Genomic DNA, 23,436 nt, shown 5'->3' on the forward strand with positions numbered 1-23,436 from the left:
CATTCTAGCAGGCTGATGTTAAACGCCCATCGAAGCTGGCGGCGCTGGCTTTGGGCCGGTTCAGCCGGCGATGAGCAACCGCCCTGGTTGGTGTGAGCGGGGTTTCGAACCCGACAAATCAATCACTTATGCCTGCAACATGGTCTATCGGGTGGGTTTTCGAGGCAATCGCCCCGAAGCCCTGCCGGTGCGCCGCCGAACGCCCACGGGCGCCCGCAAATTTCCCGAACTGATGCCATGAATGCTAGCCAAATCCGTGATCTGATCCATGCTGGACTGCCTGATGCCGAAATCGACGTACAGGGCGACGATGGCGTGCACTTTGAAGCACGCGTGATCTCCCCACAGTTTGCCGGCAAGGCACTGTTGGCTCGGCACCGCATGGTCTACGCCACCCTCGGCACCCTGATGGGCGGCGCCATTCATGCACTGGCACTGAAAACACTGACCCCGGACGAAGCCCGATCGTCCTGAGTCGAACAAGGATTAAAGCAAACCGTATGGCAAAGATTTTGATTTCCGGCGGCGAACCGCTGAACGGCGAAGTGTGGATTTCTGGCGCAAAGAACGCCGTGCTGCCGATTCTCGCTGCCACCATGTTGGCCGACGAACCCATGTCGATCAGCAATGTGCCGCACCTGCACGATGTTACGACCACGATGGAACTGCTCGGCCAGATGGGCGCAGAACTGGTCGTCGATGACCGCATGAAGATCCATGTCGATCCGCGGAAGACCAACCACTTCTTTGCGCCCTACGATCTGGTCAAGACGATGCGCGCGTCGATCCTGGTGCTCGGCCCGCTGGTGGCCAAGTACGGTTCGGCCGATGTGTCGCTGCCGGGTGGCTGTGCGATTGGCTCGCGGCCAGTAGACCTGCATATCAAGGGTCTGCAAGCGCTGGGCGCCGAGGTCACCGTCGAAGGTGGCTACATCAAGGCCCGCGCGAAGCGCCTGAAAGGGGCCCGCATTGTCATGGATCTGGTGACCGTAACCGGTACCGAGAACATCATGATGGCGGCGGCGCTGGCCTCGGGCACCACAGTGATCGAGAACGCGGCGCAAGAACCTGAAGTGGTCGATCTCGCGAACTGCCTCATTGCGATGGGCGCGAAGATTGACGGCGCGGGCACGAACAAGATCATCATCGAAGGCGTTGAGCGGCTGCATGGCACTCACTACGAAGTGCTGCCGGACCGCATTGAAACCGGTACGTTCCTGGTCGCCGGTGCGATCACGAGTGGCCGGGTGCTGGCCAAGAAGACACGTGCCGATTCGCTCGATGCGGTGCTTGTCAAGTTGGAGGAAGCGGGTGCGCACATCAACACGACCGAAGATTCGATCGAGCTTGACATGCGCGGCAACCGCCCGAAAGCCGTGAGCTTGACCACCGCGCCATATCCGGCCTTTCCGACCGACATGCAGGCGCAGTTCATGGCGCTGAACACGGTCGCCGAAGGTGTGGGCGTGATCACCGAAACGGTGTTCGAGAACCGCTTCATGCATGTGCAGGAACTTCGGCGCTTGGGCGCCGATATCCGCGTCGAAGGCAACACTGCGATCATCAAAGGCGTGCCGCATATTACGGGTGCGCCGATCATGGCTACCGATCTGCGCGCGTCCGCGTGCCTGGTGATTGCGGGCCTGGTGGCCAAGGGCGACACCACGGTCGATCGCGTGTATCACATCGATCGTGGTTATGAGTGCATCGAAGAAAAGCTCAGCGGTTTGGGGGCACGAATCCGGCGTTTGCCAGGCTGAGTCTGGGGCTGCGGCAAGATCGGTTCGCCTTATGTGGGAGGCCCTTCAGGCCCGAACCAAGCTTGCGGCAAGATCGGTTGAGACCGCCGGGCCTTCAGTCCTGAACCACGTTTGCAGCGTGCCCGTTCGCGGCTGAACACGCTCCCACCGGAGCCATTCACCGACACCCATCAGCTCAGAAAATTGAGCTCTTCGGTCATCAGATCGGGGTTGCCAATGTTGAGCTCGATCAGGCGCTTCAGTTGGACGAAGCTGTCCAGATCGATGCGGTCCCACTTGAAACCAATGGCGGTCTCTGAGCAATGCACCATCGTGGCCGCCATGCTGATTCGCGGGCCATCGTCGACCCGGAGTTCGATGCGGTGTGATGCACCGGTCTTGCCTTGCCAATCGGTAGGCCGGGCAATCAACGCGCCCTTCAGCGACACATCGAGCAGCGTCGATTCCCACATCGCGGACGTTGAATAGAGCCGCACCTTGCCCTCAAAGGCGAAGCGCTGGAACCGGCGGCGATTTTGTGAGGTAGGCACGACTGCCATCTGGTTCCTGTCTGCGGTGAATAACGATCAACATGGCCAACGCTGTCAACCGGGGGGAGTCTGCCTAGATCGTCGTCCGCCCGCAAGCCCGTTCATCGGACTCACGCACAACCAAGTCGCTGGCGGACGTGACAACCCTGTTCTGAATGGCATACACGCAATAAACCAGACGCTGGCACAAGCGCGAACCCGGAAATGCGATGCGGCACACAATTTGACGCTGCACCCGCCGTTGAAGCCGGACAACGCGGCGGGTTAGGCGTGTTCACGCGTCAGGCGCTGACGCTGCCAGGACTGCTGGTTCAACAGGCCTTGCGGGCAGGGACCTCGCGACCTTCCAGGCCAGGGTGCAACTGCCGAGCAGGATCAATCCGGCCAGAATGAACGCCGCGCCCGGTTCGTGCCAGACGGCTTCCGGTGCGATCGAATACGCGAACACCTGAGTAAACAGTGCCGGGCCGATCATGCCGGCAACCCCCATCACACTGCTCAACATGCCTTGCAGCTTGCCTTGCTCATGACCATCTATGCGTGCACTCATCAATCCTTGCATTGCCGGACCGCCGAGGCCCCAGATCGCCATGATGGGCACCGCCGCCACAAACCAAGGTCCGGTCGCAGCCAATCCGTACAGCACAAAGCCAGTGGCGCCGAACACCAGGCCGAGCAACAGCGTGCGCCGCTCGCCGAGCGCTGGCACGACTTTCCTAACGAGCCCGCCTTGCACAATGGCGGAGCACACACCAACCGCCATCAATGTCAGGCCGATTTCCTTGGGAGACCATTGGTAGCGATAGCCCGCGTACAGGGCAAACGTTGCGGGCAGCACAAAGTGCGCCAGACTGTTCAGAAAGTGAACGCAGGCGAGGCCCAGCAGTTTGCCGTGGCGGGCGAGCCAGATCAGGCCACCAACCGGGTTCGCGCGCTTCCAGTCCAGGCTACTGCGGCGCTCTGGAGGCAATGACTCAGGCAGGACGAAATAGCCATAGCAGAAGTTAGCCAGACTCAGGCCGCCTGCAATCCAGAATGGCAGGCGCATATCGACGGCGCTGAGTGTGCCGCCCAACGCCGGACCCAACACAAAACCGATACCGAACGCGGCGCCAATACTGCCAAACGCAGCGGCACGCTTCTCGGGTGGCGTCACATCGGCGATATAGGCACTGGCCGAACTGACACTCGCGGCACAGATACCCGACACGGCGCGGGCAATGAAAAACCAGGGCAGCGAATTGGCGAGTGCCATGAGCACGTAGTCCAGACCGAGCCCGGCATTCGACAGCAGAATGATCGGCCGGCGTCCAAATCGGTCCGACAAGACGCCGAGCAATGGCGAGAACACAAACTGCATCGCCGCCCACAGCACGCCCGCGGCGCCGTAGTAATGGGCGGCCTGCACGGTATCGCCATTCAAAAACGTCTTCAGCAAATTGGGCAGCACGGGGATGACGACGCCCAGAGCGAGCATGTCCAGAATCACCGTGATCAGGACGAAACGAACGGCAGCCGTGTGTTTTTGCATGAGGGCAGGGGAGTCTGTCAGCCCGCGATCATGCCAGAAACCTTTGGAGTCGCATGTGCCAACTGATGCGCTGGAATCACTCAGGTTCAGATTCGTGCGCCGGGACTGGGCACAATCAATCCGGTGAGCGCCGATTGCGGCGCGGGCCGTTTGGCGCGCCAGGCGTGAGTCGCCCCTTTTGCTGCCGCTCCCGTTGGTGCTTGCCGGCCCAGCCCATCAGGCGACGAAAACTCGGACACTCGAGATGATGCGGGGCACGGCACACCGCGGCATGCGCGAGTCCATCGTGCAGAGCCTGCAAGCGTTTGATGGTCGATTCCAGCGATAAAGCCTTGGCGGCCAGAAGATCACGATCAATGTGTGGCGTGTCGGTATCGCCAAGCATCGCGGCCATTTCGTCGAGCGAAAACCCAGCGGCCTGGCCGAGCGCAATCAGCTCCAGCCGCTCTAACACAAGTTCCGGAAACACGCGCCTGAGGCCAGCCCGACCCACCGAGCGGATGAGGCCTTTGCGTTCGTAATGGCGCAGCGCCGATGCCGGAACACCGGAGCGCCGGGCAACTTCTGCAATATCCATGTTCGTTCACTTGACTTAAAGTCGACTTCAAGTGGCAGTCTGCACGCATGGAAACGGTAACGCAAGGAGTCGGTACATGAATTCAGTCGTCAATATCTTGGTTCTCGGCGTCGGCGCGACGCTCGCGGTGGATCTGTGGGCTTGGCTCCGACAGCACTTGCTGCGTGTGCCATTGCCGGATTACCGATTGCTGGGTCGTTGGGTCGGACACTGGCCCGCCGCAACGTTCCGGCACCAATCAATCACCAAGGCGCCCGCTATCCGCCATGAATACTGGCTTGGCTGGCTTTCGCACTATGGCACCGGCATCGCCTTTGCCCTGCTGTTCAACTGGTTGGTGGGCGACACATGGATGGCCAAGCCGACGGTATGGCCGGCGCTGCTTTTTGGCCTTTTGACGGTGCTGGCCCCATTTCTCATCATGCAGCCGGCTTTTGGTTTCGGTTGGGCTGGGAGCCTGACGTCAAGCCCCTGGCGAACCCGGCTGCAAAGTGTGCTGACCCATGTGGTGTTTGGTCTGGGCTTGTACGCAACCGCGAGGCTCATGATGATTGAACCATGAACCACACACGACTGCGTTCGCGTTCTACGGCGTCCGTTCCCGTGCTAATGGGTGTGGATTGGCCCGCGCACCTTTGATTCGCTCGCGGCCTTAAACGCTGCTGCCCATTCATCCGGATGTTTCGCCCAGGCCTTGTTTGGCGTTGGGTTGACCGTAGCGGCAGTGCCACATCGACACAAAATTCGCTCAACCTTTTCTTCATTTTTCTGACTAGAGAACCCCTATGAAAATCCCGGCTCGTTATGCCCCCATCCTGTTTAGTGCACTATTGTCGGCGATCATGGTGATCGTGGTTTCCGCTTATGTGTTGTTGATCAACCAAGGCCTGCATGCGGGGTTTCTCTCGCAATGGCTCATCAGTGCCGCGAAAACATGGCCGATCGCGTTTCCAACGGTAGCGCTCGTTGCCCCGCCAGTCAGGCGGCTGGTCGCGACGTTGACCGCACCGGCCATATGAAGGCGGCTTGCCTTGACTCGAAATGCGTCCGGTTGATCTTCAAGCTATTTGCAGCGCACGACACTAGATGATGGTCCAGACCCAAGCCAACATGCGCTTCGGTAGCGCCATCTGGCGGAGTACGTGCCGGCGCAGTGCCCGCTGGTACGTCTTGGCAAGATCATTCGTTGGCCGGACCTTCACGAGTTGGCACACTGCGCGCCACGGACTTGGCTGCTCGACTGCCGCCAACATATTCAATGCGAAGTAGGCATGGTTCTGGGAGAACTTATGCGACAGATTTTGTCGAGCCACTGCCGCCATGTTGCGCCAAGTGGTTTCAACCGGGTCCGCGCATAGGATGGCATCCAAACACGCATAGGCAGCATGCGCGCCGCCCAGGCCTTGCCGGTTGTAAATGGCTGCGCGTCTGACATCCAGGCTGTCTGCAAACTGTCCGCGGCGTGCGAGTGAGGTCGCATAATTGAACGATACCGAACCCGGCAAGGGCGGCCGCTCACGCCACGACTGCAGCAACGCGCAGACTTCGGCAGGGCGGTTCAATTCAGTCAGCGCGTAACACAGATCATCGCGAAGAACTGGGTCGGTCTTGAACAGGTCCTGATGCTCGTAAAACAGCGACGCGACAAACGGGCCGTTGTTCTGGTCCTTCGCCCAATGGTTGAGCAACGCTGTTATCAAGCCGCGATCGGAGTGATCGGTTGCGCCTGTTTCCAGGCGTTGCAGGATTCGCGGCAGAGCGCGATAGCAATCGCTGTAGCGTGTGGCGACGAGTGCACTCGAAAACGCGGCGCACGGCACTGGGTCGACCAGCAGGCGGTTGAGACGCGTCAGCACCTCAATCCATCTTGGCGCAATGCGCCGATGCAGCGCATCAACTTGCTCTTCCGTAATGCTGGCATCGGCAAGTGCTGCGCTCATCGCGCGGTCGATTTCGGCGCTGGCGTTTCCGTAGATCTGCAGTTCGACATTCGCCAGTCGCAGATCGCTGCATTGACTGTGCTCGCGAGCGCGGTGGTACAACGCAAACGCCTCGGTAAGTTGCTTCTGATCCAGCGCGTGCTGTATGAGGGCCACCCAGGCATCAACGAGGCTCGGATCAAGTTCAACCGCCTGTCTGAATGCCGCTTCGGCGGCTGGCGTCATGCCCCGTCGGCATTCGAGCCACGCGAGGCGCAGCACGGTCGGCGCGTGCTTGGGCGCCAGGCGACGCATGGCATTCAAAGAGTCGCGCGCCCGTTCGTGCAGCCCGGGCTCCCGGCAATAGTCGGCATTTAAGCTCAGCAGGGCGAAGTTGTCAGGAAAGCGCTGCAGCGCTTGCTGCAACACCTTGGTGGCCTCGCCGCGCCGATGGCCCGCCCAGAGCACCCAGGCGCGCCGCCAGCAGAGGGACGCATGCTGGCCGTCTGGGTCGAATTGATCCAGGCAGCCCAGGGCTTCGTCGATCCGACTCAAACTCGCGAGCGCCATGCTCTTCAGACTGATCGAATCGAGATGGTCCGCGCGCCGACGCAAGGCTTCGTTGCAAGCGATCAGCGCGCGCTCAGGATTGCGGTCGACACAAATGTATGCGAGCCGATACCAACTAGCCACGATTCCCGGGCGACGTTGGGTCCAATGCACCGCCTGGGTTTCGGCCGCTGCCGGCGACAATTCTTCCAATCGTTCCCAGGCCCAGGTCTGGCTGTCATCCAGCTGCAGCACCCGTTCGAGCAGGCGCTGCGCCTCTCGAGTCTCGCCTAGGTCCATGAGTACCTGTGCTGTTCGACACAGCAGCGGTACGTGGCGTGGCGACCGGGCACACGCGGCGCGCAGTTCGGCCGCCGCCGCGCCAAGTTGGCCGCTACCAGCCAGGATGGTGCCAAGCAAGGTCAGGGCATCGGCCCAGTTTGGCGCGAGCGTCAGCAGATGGCGCGTGGTGTGGAGCGCCGCTTCGACATCGACGTTGCGCTCGACCTTCGCGCGCGTCAGCCAGGCAATCGGCAAGCGACTGCGCTGCTCGGTAAACGCAGTGGCAGCTGTCAGCGCCGCTGCAGCGTCGAATCGATGCAGCATCTGGATTCGGCCGACATGCCACTGCCAGGCGTGTCCAAAGCGCGCCGCCAGTGCGTCCCAGGCGTTCAGGCAGGTTTCCTGGTCGAGATATTCCGGCGCCTCGCGCGCCCAGTCGAGCAGCGCTTCTTCATCTTCGGCACATCGGCCGAGAATGGCCGCCTGGCGTTGGAGCAGGTCGCCACGGCCCGCATCGTCCAGAAACTCGAACGATTGCGACAATGCATAGCCCTGCGCGCCACCCTTTGTGATCGACTGCCACCAGAACGCGAGCGCTTCGTCCTTCTGTTGCGCTGCGGCCGCCAAGGCGCCCAGCAGATTGAAGCAGGCTGCCGCATTGGGCTGTAGTTCGCGGGCACGCTCGGCCACCCTCTGGGCGTCTGGCAGGCGCCCGCACTCCAAGTACAAAAAGCCAAGTTGGCGCGCGAGCCAAGCGTTGTTCGGATGCTGGGTCATGGCCCCTTCAAGCAGGCGGATGACCACCTCTGGCCGCCGCTCTACCAAATAGCTCAAACACAAATTCAGGCGCTCGATCTGGTGTGGCGCGGCGTGGTAGGCATCGAGCACAAAGCGCTGCACGGCTTCATCACCGTTGCGATCGGCGATCAGTCTCGCAATCCAGTAGTGGAGATCTATTGCCAGCGGCTCAACGCTAAGGCGCGCCTCAAGCAGCTTTAGCGCAGCGGCCGAGTCGCCCGCGGCTTCATACGCCTGTGCCAACTGACGAATGGCCGTGGGATGTTCGGGCCAAGCCTGCAGTCGGTGTTGCACATCTGCCAGCGGAAGGGTGTTGCGGTCGCGTTCGATGACCTCGAACTGGACCTTTGGGTCATCGGCAAAGTCACGCTCCAGCTCGGTCAGCAGTGCCAGAGCGTCGTCGTCGTGCTGCGCCTGCAACAAGCAGCGATAGCGTGTCAGCGCCGGCTCACGCGTGAGACTCCGACCATCCTGGTCGCGTTTGGCGAGCCAACTCAGTGCCGGCGTCAGATCGCCGTGTTCGCGCGCCAGATCAAAGTAGCGCTGGGCCAGGCTTTCACTGCTGGGGGACTGCAGACTAGCGAGGCGCGCTTGAAAGCTCGCGGCGGCAGGATCGCCTTGCAGTTCAGACCAATCCGCGAGCGCCGAGAACAGCGTGGCGCTGATCGGGCGCTTCTTGCTGGCTCGGTTAAGTAACTGACCCGCGAGGGCCCATTGTCGCGCGTCACCAAAATAAAAGCGCGCCAGGCTGATCAAAAAGTTTGGGTGCGCCGAGTGCAGCGTGGCGGTTTTCATGGCGCGTTCGCGCTCGGCATGCGATTCCAGTCCGGTTGAGGCGGACAGTCGCATCCAATGCAGCCAGGCGTCTTCCGGGAAGTGCTCCAGGAGCGCATCGATCGACCGCAGCGCGCGCTGCCGATCCTGGTCGAAACTCGCCATCTGCCATTCGGTGAGCCAGTACAAACGGGTCGCATCAGGTAGACCGCGCAGCGTCTCCAGTGCCGCCCGGGCACGATCCGCCTGCTCCAGATCCAGGGCTTCTTCAAATTCACCGACCGTTGCGTAGGCGTCGGACTCGGGTAGCGCGATTGCATCCAGATCAGCTGCGCGTGCGGCCGGCACAAACGCGAATGCCTTCGGCCCATTAGCCATCTGACCAAACTGGAAATAGTCAGAAGCGACCTCTGTATCGACGTCACGTCCGGGATCGCGGAGCCGGTACAAATCGGTCGACGCGTCATAGCCAATCACAGCCAGCAAATGGCCGCTGTCAAATTCATGCATCGAGAGCGCGAACGGAACGCCGGCAGCCAGCAATGCCTGTGCGGACTCGGCCGTCATTCGAAATTCGCGGATCACAAAGCCGCGCTGGCGGAGATATCGGCGCTGATGCCGGTCGTAGGTACCGCCAAAGCAGATCGCCGCTGCGACTTCGGGCTCTGCGGTGGGCGCGCCAAAATAGTCGAGTAGTGACGCGATCGTCGCTGGCGCACACGTCATGAACCGCTGGCGGATGACTTTGACGGGCAAACGGGAGCGCGGTGCGTCTGGTGCTGCCAGGCGGAGGCGTCGCAAGCGTTCTTCCCAGAATGGTGGCAGATCGCAAGCCCGCTCCAGCACCGTCCGCGCCTGATCAGGCTGCCCCAGTCGGAGTAGCAGCCGCGCTTGTTCCGTGGTCAGCCATGTCTCGATGCGCTGGGCGGGTGGCAGTGCCAGCGCGCGAATGCGCGCGACCCAGTGCGCAACCGCAGTGGCATCTTCGCATTGTACCGCTTGCTGCAGGCCGAGGCTCGCTGGATAGAGGCATTCCGTCGCCGCATCGGTGTCCAGCAGCATTTGTGCAAAGCGCTGCTGATCCTGCCGCTCCCGATACCAACCAAGCAGCAGCATGCGTGTTCGATAGGCGGACGGGTCGGCGGCGAGCAGCGCCTCAAGCCGAGCGACTGCCTCGTCGCGTCGGTCTGCCATCCAATCGATTTCGCCCAGCAAACGCTGGCCAATTCCGCCGTCTCGAATGGATTCTGGCAGGCCCGCAAAACAGTGCTCGGCGGCCTCGAAATCATGAAGTTGCGCCAATGCCTCACAGCGGCGCATCAGCCAGAACGTGGTGTCGGGCGCAGTTTGGAACCGCTGTAGAAACGCGAGCGGACCGCGACCGTCCAGTATTTGATTGGCCCATATTTGACGCGCCCGCTCATGTCGCGGGTGCAGTCGGCGAGCCCGTATCTGCAAGCGCCTGCCCGTCGCGGCGTGGCCGAGATTCGCAACGATCGATGCCAGCAGCAGGAGTCGGTCGGGGTCGCGTTCCGCGCCCATCTGGTCGAGACTGGGTGCGCCCAATGCGTGCCATGCCTGCCGCCATAAGCCGAGATCGTCGAGTTGCGATGCGCGTTCGAATGCGTCGTCAAGTCGTTGTGATGCGTCCATGCAAGTTCCCGATTCCTAGACGGTAGCTGGGCCAAAATATTCGCAGCAGGACCGATTTCAGTTTCGGTCGACGCGGCGGTTCCGCGCGCAGACCCCTTGATCAGCAACCGATCTCAACTCGATGACGGCACCCGTTTGCCAGGCGCCGCGGGCAGCTTATCAGCGCGCGTGGGCGACCAAACTCAAGATGGCGGTAATCAGCGCAGAACGGTCATGCGCGCGCTTCCGATCATTGCGAAATTGGCGCGGGCCAAGGCTGGCCGGGTCTGAACGTTCAGGATGGACGGATCAAGACTCTGTCTAGCGAGCCAAGACGAGCTGATACAGCAGCAAGCCGACGAACGCGAACAGCAGGATCCCGCCTTCACGCCGCGACACCACCGCATCCCCCTTCAGCATGGGGTAAAACGCCGCGCTGAACGCAATCAGCACTGGCAGCTCGACGTACACGAGCGAGCGCGCCATCGGAATGGGCTTCCAGATCGACATCAAGCCCAGCACGAGCAACAGATTGATCACGGTGGAGGCGACGGCGCTGCCCACCACTACATTGCCCTGGCCGCGGGCAGCCGCGACGATGGCGGTGGTCATTTCCGGAATGGCGCTGCCAATTGCAAGCAACGTCAGTCCCGTCAACAGTTCGCTCATCCCAAGTCGCGTGCCGAGCGCCAGACCTTTGTGCACGGCCAGATACGCACCGCCGCCGAGCACGGCTAGACCCACGACAATACGCAACACATTGCGCGGCACTTCCAGCTGGGTATTGCCGACATAGGCCATTTCCTTGCGGACGGCGTCGTTTTCCTGGACTGCCGCGCGTTTGATCGACCAGCCAAACAAAATGACGGCGATCAGCAGCACGGCGCCGTCCCAATAACCCAACGTGCCGTTGTGGCTCATCGCCATCAGCGCCAAGGCCGAGGCGGCGACCATTGGCAAAGCGACGTAAAGAAAGCGGAAGTTCACGTTCAACGGTTTGGCCAACGCGGCCACGCTGATGATCAATCCGAAATTGGCAATTGAGCTGCCAATGACATTGCCAAGCGCCAGTTCGAAATGGCCGAGTGCCAAAGCGGCAATGGAAATGGCCACTTCCGGCAGCGACGAGCCCACCACTACCATGGCAAGCCCGGCGGCATAGCCTCCTGCACCACGGTTCTGGGCCAGCCCGGAGGTGCCCTTGAGCAGCGAATCGGCACCCAGGGTGACCAGAAACAGTCCCAGTACAAACAGGCCGATCAGTTCAAGCATGGTGGTTCTTCCATCGCATCATTTCCGGAGCATAGCGAGCGCTGGCGGGGTGCGTCACTCTTGACAGCGCATTCGGCCAGGCTGTCGGCATCTGGTGCCTTACCAATGGACGTTGAGCTGGACCGTCCTTGGCGCCTGTTCCAGCAGAATCTGGCCGCGCCGCAGTACCAGTAGTCGGTCGGCACGTGTGCGGATCGCGTGAAACACGTTCTCGGCGTCGAGCAGCAGCAAGTCGGCGGATTTCCCGACCGCCAGGCCGTAATCGTCCAGTCCCAGAATGCGGGCTGGCGTGGTCGTGACTGCCTCGAATGCCTGATGAATCGCCGACTGCGCGGTCATCTGGCCGACATGGATACCCATGTGAGCCACCTCCAACATGTCCGCCGAACCAAACGAATACCAAGGGTCGAGCACGCAGTCGTGGCCGAACGCTACCGGCACGCCAGCGGCCAGCAGTTCAGGTACACGGGTCATGCCACGCCGCTTCGGGTACGTATCGTGGCGGCCTTGCAGCGTGATGTTGATCAATGGGTTCGCGATCGCAGCCACGCCGGATTCAGCCATCAGCGGTAACAGCTTCGACACATAGTAGTTGTCCATGGAATGCATGGATGTCAAATGCGATCCCGCTACTCGGCCCTGCAACCCTAGGCGCAACGTTTCGGCGGCGAGAGTCTCGACGTGCCGGGAGTGTGGGTCGTCGGACTCATCGCAATGCAGATCAGCCCGGAGGCCGCGACTGGCGGCGATTTCGAGCAGGCGCGTGACCGAACGCGTGCCGTCGTGCATGGTGCGTTCAAAATGCGGAATACCACCCACGACATTGACGCCCATGTCCAGTGCGCGCAGCAGATTATGCTCGCCGTCACGGTTGCGATAGAGCCCATCCTGCGGGAATGCGACGAGTTGCAGATCGAGCCAAGGTGCCACCTTCTGCTGCACCTCAAGCAACGCTTCGACGCCGAGCAGACGGGCATCGGAGGTGTCGACATGCGAACGAATGGCCAGCAATCCTTGGCTGATGGCCAATTCACAATAGCGAAGCGCACGCGCGACCATGCTGTCGATGGTCAGTGTCGGTTTCAGCTCTGCCCAGAGCGCGATCCCTTCGAGCAGCGTGCCGCTTTGATTGATGCGCGGCTGACCGTATGTCAGCGCCGAGTCGAGATGAAAATGCGCGTCGACGAACGGGGGGGATACCAGTTTGCCGGTGGCGTCGATTTCGCGGAGCGCGGTGGCCTCCAAATTCTGGGTCAGCGCAACAATCCGCCCCTTGTCGATGCCGAGGTCTATGCCGCTCCGACCATCGGGCAGGTTGCCGTTGCGAAGAATCAGATCCATCAGCGCACTCCTAGAATCGCCAGGACGCCGATCCTAGCGCGCCGGACGGAGCCTTGGCACCTGCCGACAGGATTCGCTTCTTTTCGGGCGAAATCAAGCGTTTGCGGTCAGGTTAGGGCTTGCGCGCGCACGTCTTTGGCCGACCGGTGCGCGCTGGCATCTGCCCGGAAAGCCAAGACAGTGGTAAAACCGAGTTTGCAAACCAGAGACCGAAGCGAATCATGAGTCAGGCAGCACGTATTCCGCATTTCATTCAGGGCCAGCGCCACGAGGGCAGCAGTGGCCGGAACAGCCCCGTTTTCAACCCGGCGACCGGTCAGCAGACCGGAACGTTGTACCTCGCTGACGTCGCCGATATCGATGCCGCCGTGGCCGCCGCGAAAGCCGCGTTTCCCGCTTGGGCAGCGCTGTCGCCGCTGCGACGCGCTCGCGTGTTGTTCAAGATGCGCGACATCGTGGATGCGCGCGCCGATCAACTCGCCGCCCAGATCACCGCAGAGCATGGCAAGACCCATTCCGATGCGCTGGGCGAAGTCGCCCGCGGTTTGGAAGTGATCGAGTTCGCGTGCGGCATTCCGCAACTGCTCAAGGGTGAGTTCAACGAGAACGTCGGCGGTGGCATCAATGCGACATCGATGCGACAGCCGCTGGGCGTAGTCGCAGGGATCACGCCGTTCAATTTCCCGGCGATGGTGCCGTTGTGGATGGCGCCGATTGCGATTGCGTGTGGCAACGCGTTTGTGTTGAAGCCGAGCGAGCGCGATCCGTCGAGCTCGCTGCTGCTCGCTGATTGGTTCAAAGAGGCCGGATTGCCGGATGGCATTTTCAATGTGCTGCATGGTGACAAGGTTGCTGTCGATGGGTTGCTCGCGCATCCGGACGTCAAGGCCATCAGCTTTGTCGGCTCGACGCCCATCGCCAAATACATTTACGAAACCGGCGCTCGTCATGGCAAACGCGTGCAGGCGCTTGGCGGCGCCAAAAATCACATGGTGGTCATGCCGGATGCCGATCTCGATCAAGTTGCCGATGCGTTGATGGGCGCTGGCTACGGTTCCGCGGGCGAGCGCTGCATGGCGATCTCGGTGGCGGTGGCGGTGGGCGATGCAACCGCCGATGCGCTGGTGGCCAAGCTGAAGCCGCGCGTGGAAGCGCTGAAGATTGGCGCCGGCACGGCACCGGGCATGGACATGGGGCCGCTGATCACGCGTGAGCACCGTAACAAGGTCAAGGGCTATGTCGACCAAGGGGTGCAGGAAGGGGCGAGCCTGGTGGTCGATGGGCGCGAGCTCAGCGTCAGCGGCTGTGAAGATGGCTTCTTCCTGGGCGGTTGCTTGTTTGATCGCGTGCAGGAAGACATGCGCATTTACCAGGAGGAGATCTTCGGGCCGGTGTTGTCGATTGTGCGCGCCCGCGACTATGAACACGCGCTCGCGATGATCAACGCGCACGAGTATGGCAACGGTACGGCGATCTTCACCCGCGATGGCGATGCGGCACGCGATTTCGTGTCACGCGTCCAGGTTGGCATGGTCGGCGTCAACGTGCCGATTCCCGTTCCGTCTGCGTATCATTCATTTGGCGGTTGGAAGAATTCGCTGTTTGGCGATCAGCATATCTACGGGCCCGAAGGTGTGCGCTTCTACACACGGCTCAAGGCTGTGTCCGAGCGTTGGCCAACGAGTATTCGCGCGGGTGCGCAATTTGTCATGCCCACCAATGGTGGTTGAGCGGTCGGTTCGATGAACGGATGGGGCGCCGGCATGGGCGGGCGTTCGCAACGAGGAGTCCAATATGAATGCATTGCTGAAACCGGTGTTGTCGACTGACCTTCATATCAATGGCCAGCGACTTTGGGATTCGTTGATGGAGATGGCGAAGATTGGTGCCACCGTGAAAGGCGGCGTGTGTCGCCTCGCGCTGACCGACCTCGACAAAGAAGGCCGTGACTTGTTCGCGCGCTGGGCCAAGGAAGCGGGCTGCACCATCAGTGTGGATCAGATGGGCAATGTGTTTGCCCGGCGCGCCGGTCGTGACAATAGTCTGGCGCCGGTGGTGACTGGCTCCCATGCCGATTCGCAACCGACTGGCGGCAAGTTCGATGGCATCTATGGGGTGCTGGGTGGTCTGGAAGTGATTCGGTCGCTGAATGATCACGGCATTGAAACCGATCGCCCGATCGAAGTGGTGATCTGGACGAACGAAGAGGGCTCGCGGTTTGCGCCAGCTATGGTGGCATCCGGTGTATTCGCCGGGGTGTTCACGCTCGAGTATGGGTTGTCGCGCGCCGACGTTGATGGCAAGACCATGGGTGAGGAACTCGCGCGCATTGGTTATGCCGGTGATCAACCTGTCGGCAAGCCGATCCATGCGGCATTCGAACTACATATCGAGCAGGGTCCGATCCTTGAAGCCGAAGGCAAGACCATTGGCGTCGTCACGCATGCCCAAGGCCAACGCTGGTACGAAGTGGTGTTCACCGGGCAGGAGTCCCATGCTGGCCCGACGCCGATGCCGCGTCGACGTGACGCGCTGCTTGGCGCTGCGCGCGTCATCGACTTGGTGAATCGCATCGGGCATGAGCATGCGCCGTTTGCCTGCGCCACCGTCGGCATGATTCAGAACTTCCCGAACTCGCGCAATGTGATCCCTGGGCGGGTGTTCTTTACGATCGACATCCGGCATCCGGATGATGCGGTGCTGGCGGAGATGGATCGCAAGGTTCGCGAAGGCGTCGCTCGGATTGCCGCCGAGACCAAGGTTGAGGTCAGTAAGCTAGAGCAGATCTTCTACTACGCGCCCATCGCATTCGATCAAGCGTGTGTCGAGTCCGTGCGCGCTGGTGCGGAGCGCTTCGGCTACTCGAATCGCGACATCGTTTCCGGTGCCGGTCATGACGCGTGCTACTTGTCGAAGGTTGCGCCGACCGCGATGGTCTTTGTGCCTTGCGTCAACGGGATCAGTCACAACGAAGTCGAAGACGCAACGCCCGAATGGATCGAAGCGGGCGGCAACGTGCTGCTGCATGCGATGCTGGGTCGGTCCGGCCGCTGATCGGCCAACACTGAGAAATTTGTCATGGCGGCTGGAGGCAGCTTTGCCCTGGTCGCCGATTCTGTCCTTACCAAGAGTCCTTCCATGCGCTGCGAGATTACTGCCGGGTTCCTGAGTTTGCTGCTCCTTGCCATTGCCAGTCCGTCACGCGCATTCGAACCCAGCGAAGCGCTGAAAGTGACGCCCTTACTGAAAACGACGACCAGTTGGGATGGCGCTGCGCTGAAGTATCCCGAAGGCGAGGCTGAGATCACCGGGCTGCAGATCGAAATTGCGGTCGGCGCCGAAACCGGCTGGCATCTGCATCCCGTGTCTTCGTTTGGCATGGTGCTCGAAGGCGAACTCGAGGTCAGCCTGCGTGATGGCCGAAAGAAGCTGATGAAAGCCGGCGAAAGCTTGGCCGAGGTCGTCAATACGGAACACAATGGTCGCAACGTCGGCAAAGTGCCGGTGAAGCTGCTGGTGTTTTATGCCGGCGCCAAGGGCGTGCCGCTGACGATCAAGTCCGAACCCGCGAAGGTAGATGCGGCGAAGTAAGGCCGCTTGGCGTGCCCATGCAGCACGCCATCTCATCCGCGCACATCAGGCTTTGTTCAATCCTGTCGTTTTGGGCAGACTCTGAGCGTCGTGTTCATCCAGAGTGGCGTTTCCTTGGGATCGAATCGCAATCTGCGTTACGTGTTCTTTCTGCTGATGGCTGGTGGCGCGTTCGCGGTCACCGACCTGCTGCTAGGTGGCATGCCGTCCCGGCAGCGCGCCACCGTTCCCGCTGAATCGTCCGCTATCCATGGCGACAGAGATGTGTCGTCGCAGTCGCCATCTGTGCCGTCGGACACAGCAGACTTTGGGAAACGGTCTAGCGCGCCACTGTCGCCCGTGGCGCGCTCAGTGCCAAAGTCCGCGCAACCCGAAGCCAACCTCAGCACCGAGCCGTTTCCATTGGTGGCAGTGCCGGTTCGCGATGTCATTGCTTCATATCGACAACGCGCAAAAGCAGGCGATGCGCGCGCGGCGTGCTGGTTGGGGCGGCGTTTGGCTGAGTGTGGTGTGTTGGATAGCTCCCCGGCGGCCATCGCGCATTCTGCCGAAATGAAGCTGGCGCAGGCTCGTGCTCTGAACGAAGACGAAGAGCGGGCACTCGATCAACTGCGACCGATGTTCGTTCGAATGGAGCGCTGTCGTGGCTTGACGACGGCTGACTATCGCGAGGCGTATCCGTTGCTTCGTCAGGCCGCCGTTGCCGGCAGTAGCGATGCGTTGGCAACCCTTGCGGATACGTTCAGTGCGTTGGGGCCAGGCATGCCCAATCCGTCGGATTTTCGTCAATACAGTGTCGAGCGGGATGCCGTGCTGTGGTCTGGGATGCTTGCTGGAAACACCAAGTCGTTCAATGTGCTGACGGGTTTGAGTAGTCCCCACGGCATCGGTCTGCAATCGTACGATGCCCGCGGTGAACCCATCAGCCGGGAGCGAGTCGGAATCCTTGCTGAGGTGCTAGCGCGGCTTCGTCAACGCGTTGAACAGGCGCATCCGGACCTTCATTTGGGAATGGCGACGGCCAACCGTGACAGTCCAGCCAATTCCGCAATGATCTTGACGCCCGAGCAGGACCGACGTGTCAACGACTTGGTGACGCAGATCTTCGAGCGCGGCTGGTCAGATGCGGCACGAGTCAAGGCGCGAAATAAAGTGCGTCCGATGATTCGCTTTGACGATGACTGCGAAGATTTTGATGCAACGTTTGATCCTGCGCTGAGTTTGAGCAAGGCGGTGCCAGAATGAACCCAAGTTGGCGACTGTTTCTGCTGGCGGTGTTATTGGGGTCATGTCTTGCAGGCCTGAAGCACTGGTGGCTAATTCCCGCGTCGGCGCCCACTTCGGCGGAGACGCCGACCTCGGAAACGGCCCAATTGTCCCAAACTGATCGATCGACAATATCGGGTGGCCTGCCTGACACGAAACCGGCCACCGCTATGCGCGCCTTGCCGGCACCCACACCGCGATCTACGTGGGCGCCATTGCCTGCGATCGACTTGCCGATTGCGGCAGCTTATCCGACACTGAAGGCACGTGCCGATCAGGGCGATGCGTCGGCCGCCTGTCGGCTGGCGGCAGAGCTCGATTGGTGTGCGACGCGACTCGATTGGATTCAATCGGCACCATCCGACCGGCGCATGGCCGTGATTCAGGAACTCGACCCAGACAACCATTGCAGCGGGCTTCAGCCCAATGCCGCCAAGGACCGCTTGCACTATCTGCGCCAAGCGGCGTTGGCCGGCAATCTGGATGCCATGGCCAATTACGTTTCCGCTTATCTCATGATGACGCACCCGGACCTAGCTGCCGACTATCTGGAGGCCTATGCGTGGGAAGCGCCCAAACTCGCCGAAGCCGGAGTCAAGGCGGGGTCGGTACAGATGCTGAACGAACTGGCGCTGTCGTATGGTCGGCACAATCGGTTCTCGTGGTTGAGTCGGGCGACCAATCAAACGTGGCAGCAGTCACGTCTGGTTGTCTTGCAAGAGCTCAGCAGGCTGGTATCTGGCCGGCCCATGGCGCCGGGTTCGGGCAATCCAGCCGCTGCCAACGATCCCGCCATGTACGCGACACTCGGCCTGTCAGCTGACGCAGTGGCCAAGCTGCGCGCGCAGGCGGCGGCCTGGCACCAGGAGTGGTTTCAAGGGAAGCCGAAGTACCCAGGGGTGAGCACTTACACGATCAAGCCTTCTGGCAACCGGCGTCCTGATTTCAATCTGCCGTGTTCTGATGGTTTTATCGACGCACCGTTGCAGGACCCAGGCATTGCGTGGCCGGACGCGTGAGTGCGAGGATGCGCGGCTGGAAATGAGCGATTGGGAGTGCGGCCGATTGCTCTGTCTCGTCGAGTGATTCCCTGAGCGGAGATTCGCGCAAAACGCTCATTGCTGCGTGTATCTGGTTCATGCAAACTCAGGTTCGTGCCGCCATTCTGGACAAGTTCCTTGGGATCGTCGCCGTTGCGTCATGTGCTTGCCTGTCTTGCGCTGGGGCTCGTTGCCTTCGGGTTGGGTTTCTCTTATTGGCGGACTGAGCCTAGGTTCGATCGCCAGTCTGCTTCGCAAGAGTTGCCTGCTGCGGCCAGGGCCTTGAGTGGGCCGGAGCCCGCAAGCAGGCCAGGTCCAAAGGCGACCATGATTGCGGCGGACAAGGCCCAAATCCTGCAGTCGGCGCCGGTTGCGCCAACGGCGTTCAGCGCAGTGCGTGACGTACCGCACGAGCCGTTTCCAGCGCTCGACGTTCCCGTTCGAACGGTCTTCGATCAGTACCTGACGCGCGCCGAAGCGGGTGACGCCAAAGCGGCCTGTTGGCTTGGTCAACGTTTAGCCGAGTGCACGCGCAGTCAGCTTGACCGCGAGAAGACGTTGAGGCAGGCGGGCGCTTCTCTGGATCCGAAGATGCCTGATTCCGAGGTGGCGTTGCGTCTTGAAACCGAAGCTCAGCGTTTGGCGCAGATCAATCGTTGCGAGGGTATCGGCGCCCAACAATTTCGATTTGCATTGCCACTGCTCAGGCAAGCGGCTTTAGCGGGTAGCGTCGAAGCGGCGTCGAGTTTGATGCGCAATCCTAATGCGCTGGGGCCAGGTATGCCGGAGCCTGAGTCGCTACGCCTGCTGGCTCGCGACCAAGCCGGATTGGCCTGGTCAGGAATTCAGGCTGGCAGTTTTGATGCGCTGGTCAGATTGTCTGAAATGTCAGTGACCACAGGCACGTCTATGGCCATCGGGAACTCCCAGAGCGTCAGCATGAGCGGTGATGAGCGGCTGATGCTGCATCAGCTGATGCAGCGTTTGCAACAGCGTCTGCACACGACCTATCCGGATCTGCGCGGACACTGGATGTTTGCCGGCATGCTGCTCAACGAGCGTCAGCCAAATGAGCCGCTCGCGCCTCAGCAAATCGCTCGCATCCATCAACTCGCGGACCAGTTGTTTGAGCGAGGCTGGTCCGACGCCAAGCGGGTTCGCGCCCGGGCAGCCCAGCGGTTCAAAGTGCAGGTGGAGTCCGATTGCCAAGAATTTGCTGCACCGTTCGAGCCTGATTTTCGCTTGAGCGAGGTCTTGCAGCCATGAGAGTTTGGCCTCTTGCGTATCTCGGCTCAGTGCTGGTCGGTCTGTTCGCGGCGTGGGTTTACCGCGCGCAGCAGCCAACAACAATTGAAGCCACGATCGTGTCAATCGACGCTTCTGGACCAGTGGCGAGGAATCAGAAATCCTTGAGCAAAGCGGAAAATCCGCGCCCGTTCTTCCGACCGGCAGTGCCTCCCAGTGAACCCGGGCGTTGGTCACCATTGCCGTCGCTGAATGCCCCATTGGCGGCACTGTATCCGATCTTGAAAGCACGCGCGGACCAGGGCGATGCACCGGCCGCGTGTCGTCTCTCGGCTGAACTCCATTGGTGTACGCGCGTCCAGGAGGCAATTGACTTTGAAGTATCAGCGAATCGAATCAAGGTCCAAAAACGGCTCGATCCCGATGGACATTGTTCGGGCGTGAGCGCGTCGCACCGGCGACAGGCAATCGGCTATGCGCGCCAGGCCGCTCTGGCTGGGAGTCTCAGCGCTATCGAAGCCTATGTTGGCGGCGACTTGATGTCGGCAGATATTGAAGCGGCAGCAGACTACGTAGCCGAATATGCCGACGAGGCGCCAAGGCTCGCCGAAGCGGGACTGCAAGCCGGGTCGCGACGGATACTCGATCGCTACATGATGGCTACCGCGGATAGCGGTGGGCTAGACTGGTTCTCGCGGGCCGTCGGATCAAATCTGCGCCCGTCGCGGCGAGCGATGATTTGGCTGTTGGCGATGCGGGTTTCGCCAGAGACCGCGCCAGAATTGATGGTCCCGGGCGACCCGAATCCGGCGATCCGAAAAGTCGGCTTCATCTTCGATTTGCCCATTGACTCAGTGCAAGCTTTGAATGTTGTAGTGGCCGATTGGCAGCAGATGTGGTTTTCGGAAGCCGGCCGAGCACATTCGGGTCAGGCAGAGGGCACTCGATCATTCGCCGCGCGGCCCGAGAATGAGCCCCGGCCGGATTTTAATCGCGACTGCAGCGAGCGCTATATCGAAGCGCCTCTGAGTCGGCCGGCGATTGTCTGGCCGGAGGTTCGGACCCTATGAGCCCTGTTATTCGGACTTGGATGGTCCATGGCGTCGTGTTTGGCATATCGGCATGGCTGGGTATGGCTTGTTTGGCGCCTTGGATCGCATCCCATCAGAGACTCGAACGTGATCGCGAATGTTCTGAGCGCCAGGCATCTCAGCGTATCGCGGCCCAATCCGGCAGGGATACAGCGGCTTTTCGAAGTCCCTTGGCCGCCGCCGCACCCGTAGCGACAAGCAGTAGCGAGACCTCTGCGAACAAGCCTTGGCACCCAAGCGTGACGGCCGAAGATCGGTTTGATACCAATCAAGCTACGCCGCTTCCAAGCCCCGATCGGCGCATCGATGAGGCGCTGCCCGAAATGCTCGCCCGCGCCGAGCAGGGCGATCATGGTGCGGCGTGTTGGCTCGGGATCGAACTTGCTCGCTGTGCTGAGCGCTTGCAGACTCAGGCGACTCGGGCGCACGAGCTGGCTTGGTATCGGCGTGCGAACGCACCTGAGGATGTGCGCGTTAGGCTTCTCAAGCGTCATGATGCGGAGGCGGCGCGTTGCGCGGGCGTCTTGCCGACGCAATGGGAAGCCAGCGCCACGTGGCTCATGCGTGCGGCCGATGCCGGCAGTTTGGCGGCAATGGAGCGTGTGCTCGGCCGCGGGCTCGCGGTGTCTGGGCAGTTTCCACAACGAACATACCTGGAGTGGGCGGCGGCGCGCGAGGCGCGGTTCCGTGTGGCGCTGCTACGCGCCGGTTCGTTGGATTCACTCGATGGTCCGCTTGCTTTTCGGGGGCAATCGTTGCCGGTCATCATTGGACTCAGCGATTCGGATTTGCTGACGCCCGAACTCAGCATGGCCTTTTGGCAATTCCAGGAGTCGTATCTGGCCGCTGTTCAAGGAATGCCAGCGCTCCAGCATGTCGCGCCACCACCGGCATTTGCAAAGCCCAATGTGACCTTGCCCGAGGCGCGGTTGAATCGAATTCGGGCGCAGGCATTCGCTTTGGCACGAGCGGCCATCGATTCCAAGATCGAGCCCGCGGCGCCGTATGTCGATGACATCCCGACCGACACGCAATGTCGTCGATTTGTGGCACCGCCCCAGCACCACGAATCCATCGCCGGGATGCTGCAGTGAGCAACGAGATATCGACGCGCAAACCGTTCGCGGCGCTGGCGCTCACGGCGCTTCTCGGGCTCTTGGTGGGAACCATCTGGTCGGCGGCAACCTCGATCGGACCACCGGCATCAGTGGCGGCCGATCAGCGCTGTCAATCCGAGATCATCGCAACGACGCCAGGCGTATCGCTGGCAAGCCCGGTCACCGTGCCGCCAGTGCGCCCATGGCACCCCGACGTTCCGATTTCTCCGCGCCATACCTGGCAACCGCTGCCGCCCAACGACATGCCACTGCGAGCGAGCTTTGCGATCCTGAAGGCCCGTGCCGATCAGGGTGATGCGTCCGCAGCGTGCCGGTTGTCAGTCAATCTCGGCAAGTGTCGGGACATTCTTGAAGCGGAAGTTGCAGTGACGCGTATAAAGTTCGCCCATGAGCACTTGCTGCCAAGCTGCGCAGGGATGACCCAGGCAGAGCTGCGGCTGGAGCACCGATATCTGCGCCAAGCCGCCTTGGCGGGTAACCTTGCCGCAATCGAATCCTACGTTCGAGGGCGCCTTCTCAAAGTGGACCCTTATAGTCATCTGGATGATCTGGAAGCGTACCGCGCCGAAGTCAGGCCGCTTCTTGAAACGGCAGCACAGCATGGATCAGCGCTGGCGGTCATGTACCTGCAATCGGGGTTCGCGGGCATCTATAGCAACGATTTGGCGTTCAAAGCGTTGAACCTGCCTTTTGACGACGATCGCGCGCAGGAACTGCGGATTCTGAGCGAATTGGCCATGAATGTTGCGCCGGGACGCGACCAGTCGCTGGATTCCCGCCGTGCCAGGATACGCGAGCAATCCTTGCCGTATCTAGGTGACCGCTACGATGAGTTGGAGCGCCGCGCGCTGCAACGCTACCAAGCTTGGTTTGGCGGGCAACCGAGTCAGCAGATGGGACTCGGTCTCAGCGCCCATGATGGACCGAATGGCGTTCCCCAGTTCAACGAGGCGTGCAGTGGGGCGCATATTGACGATCCATTGAATCAACCGCCAATTGCGTGGTCCGGCGACGAAAATGGCTGACCGCCGCCCAATCGAGCGACCCTCTTGTTCGAAATTCGGGAAGCTGGATCGAGTGGGCCAACCTCGGCCCGCCTGATCAAATTGGCAGCATCGCT

Annotated in this window: 19 protein-coding genes; 13 read left to right on the forward strand and 6 right to left on the reverse strand. The window is 61.2% G+C overall.

Annotated features, from left to right (window positions below):
- Positions 1-237: 237 nt before the first annotated feature.
- Both C7S18_RS03275 and murA read left to right on the forward strand, forming a co-directional pair.
- On the forward strand, positions 238-474 hold the full coding sequence (locus C7S18_RS03275; RefSeq protein WP_106890198.1) for a BolA family protein: 237 nt from the start codon (positions 238-240) through the stop codon (positions 472-474).
- Between the two features lie 26 nt (positions 475-500).
- Positions 501-1,760 (forward strand): UDP-N-acetylglucosamine 1-carboxyvinyltransferase, encoded by a 1,260-nt coding sequence (murA, locus tag C7S18_RS03280; protein ID WP_106890199.1) that lies wholly within the window; start codon positions 501-503, stop codon positions 1,758-1,760.
- A gap of 170 nt (positions 1,761-1,930) precedes the next feature.
- On the opposite strand, the gene C7S18_RS03285 is transcribed toward murA, so the two are convergent.
- The 3 genes from C7S18_RS03285 to C7S18_RS03295 all read right to left on the reverse strand — a co-directional run bounded on the left by C7S18_RS03285 (position 1,931) and on the right by C7S18_RS03295 (position 4,398).
- A complete protein-coding gene (locus C7S18_RS03285; protein WP_106890200.1) occupies positions 1,931-2,299 on the reverse strand; it encodes a PilZ domain-containing protein in 369 nt (122 codons plus the stop codon).
- Positions 2,300-2,564: 265 nt separating this feature from the next.
- Positions 2,565-3,821 carry a TCR/Tet family MFS transporter gene (locus tag C7S18_RS03290; protein WP_106890201.1) on the reverse strand — a complete coding sequence of 419 codons (1,257 nt, stop codon included), beginning with the start codon at positions 3,819-3,821 and terminating at the stop codon, positions 2,565-2,567.
- A gap of 115 nt (positions 3,822-3,936) precedes the next feature.
- The gene (locus C7S18_RS03295; protein ID WP_106890202.1) at positions 3,937-4,398 is read right to left on the reverse strand and encodes a helix-turn-helix domain-containing protein; all 462 of its coding nucleotides are present in this window, start codon (positions 4,396-4,398) and stop codon (positions 3,937-3,939) included.
- Between the two features lie 76 nt (positions 4,399-4,474).
- Here C7S18_RS03295 and C7S18_RS03300 point away from each other — a divergent pair, with 76 nt between their 5' ends.
- Both C7S18_RS03300 and C7S18_RS03305 read left to right on the forward strand, forming a co-directional pair.
- A complete protein-coding gene (locus C7S18_RS03300) occupies positions 4,475-4,960 on the forward strand; it encodes a DUF2938 domain-containing protein (protein ID WP_106890203.1) in 486 nt (161 codons plus the stop codon).
- Between the two features lie 223 nt (positions 4,961-5,183).
- Positions 5,184-5,417 (forward strand): DUF2798 domain-containing protein, encoded by a 234-nt coding sequence (locus tag C7S18_RS03305; protein ID WP_170113080.1) that lies wholly within the window; start codon positions 5,184-5,186, stop codon positions 5,415-5,417.
- A gap of 63 nt (positions 5,418-5,480) precedes the next feature.
- Here the strand turns inward: C7S18_RS03305 and C7S18_RS03310 are convergent, their stop codons facing one another.
- The 3 genes from C7S18_RS03310 to C7S18_RS03320 all read right to left on the reverse strand — a co-directional run bounded on the left by C7S18_RS03310 (position 5,481) and on the right by C7S18_RS03320 (position 12,965).
- Positions 5,481-10,373, reverse strand: coding sequence for a tetratricopeptide repeat protein (locus C7S18_RS03310; RefSeq protein WP_106890204.1), 4,893 nt, complete (start codon positions 10,371-10,373; stop codon positions 5,481-5,483).
- Positions 10,374-10,673: 300 nt separating this feature from the next.
- Entirely contained in the window at positions 10,674-11,624 is a 951-nt protein-coding gene (locus C7S18_RS03315) for a sodium:calcium antiporter (RefSeq protein WP_106890205.1), read from the reverse strand.
- A 99-nt stretch (positions 11,625-11,723) separates the two neighbouring features.
- On the reverse strand, positions 11,724-12,965 hold the full coding sequence (locus tag C7S18_RS03320) for an amidohydrolase family protein (protein ID WP_240623975.1): 1,242 nt from the start codon (positions 12,963-12,965) through the stop codon (positions 11,724-11,726).
- Between the two features lie 221 nt (positions 12,966-13,186).
- Between C7S18_RS03320 and C7S18_RS03325 the strand changes: the two genes are divergently transcribed.
- The 9 genes from C7S18_RS03325 to C7S18_RS03365 all read left to right on the forward strand — a co-directional run bounded on the left by C7S18_RS03325 (position 13,187) and on the right by C7S18_RS03365 (position 23,341).
- Positions 13,187-14,695 (forward strand): CoA-acylating methylmalonate-semialdehyde dehydrogenase, encoded by a 1,509-nt coding sequence (locus tag C7S18_RS03325; RefSeq protein WP_106893908.1) that lies wholly within the window; start codon positions 13,187-13,189, stop codon positions 14,693-14,695.
- 64 nt (positions 14,696-14,759) lie between these two features.
- Positions 14,760-16,019 (forward strand): Zn-dependent hydrolase, encoded by a 1,260-nt coding sequence (locus C7S18_RS03330; protein WP_106890207.1) that lies wholly within the window; start codon positions 14,760-14,762, stop codon positions 16,017-16,019.
- Positions 16,020-16,103: 84 nt separating this feature from the next.
- Positions 16,104-16,556, forward strand: a complete 453-nt coding sequence (locus tag C7S18_RS03335) for a cupin domain-containing protein (protein WP_106893909.1) — start codon at positions 16,104-16,106, stop codon at positions 16,554-16,556.
- Between the two features lie 114 nt (positions 16,557-16,670).
- Positions 16,671-17,801, forward strand: coding sequence for a hypothetical protein (locus C7S18_RS03340; protein WP_146151733.1), 1,131 nt, complete (start codon positions 16,671-16,673; stop codon positions 17,799-17,801).
- Between the two features lie 191 nt (positions 17,802-17,992).
- Complete coding sequence (locus C7S18_RS03345) at positions 17,993-18,841, forward strand: hypothetical protein (RefSeq protein ID WP_146151734.1); 849 nt, start codon at positions 17,993-17,995, stop codon at positions 18,839-18,841.
- A 348-nt stretch (positions 18,842-19,189) separates the two neighbouring features.
- Positions 19,190-20,128: a hypothetical protein gene (locus tag C7S18_RS03350; RefSeq protein ID WP_106890210.1), complete on the forward strand. Its 939-nt coding sequence runs from the start codon at positions 19,190-19,192 to the stop codon at positions 20,126-20,128.
- A 143-nt stretch (positions 20,129-20,271) separates the two neighbouring features.
- On the forward strand, positions 20,272-21,177 hold the full coding sequence (locus C7S18_RS03355; RefSeq protein WP_146151735.1) for a hypothetical protein: 906 nt from the start codon (positions 20,272-20,274) through the stop codon (positions 21,175-21,177).
- A gap of 260 nt (positions 21,178-21,437) precedes the next feature.
- Positions 21,438-22,292 carry a hypothetical protein gene (locus C7S18_RS03360; protein ID WP_106890212.1) on the forward strand — a complete coding sequence of 285 codons (855 nt, stop codon included), beginning with the start codon at positions 21,438-21,440 and terminating at the stop codon, positions 22,290-22,292.
- Complete coding sequence (locus C7S18_RS03365; protein WP_106890213.1) at positions 22,289-23,341, forward strand: hypothetical protein; 1,053 nt, start codon at positions 22,289-22,291, stop codon at positions 23,339-23,341. The genes C7S18_RS03360 and C7S18_RS03365 overlap by 4 nt, the downstream gene beginning before the upstream one ends.
- The last annotated feature ends 95 nt before the right edge of the window (positions 23,342-23,436 follow it).

The organism is Ahniella affigens (assembly GCF_003015185.1).
Lineage (GTDB): Bacteria > Pseudomonadota > Gammaproteobacteria > Xanthomonadales > Ahniellaceae > Ahniella > Ahniella affigens.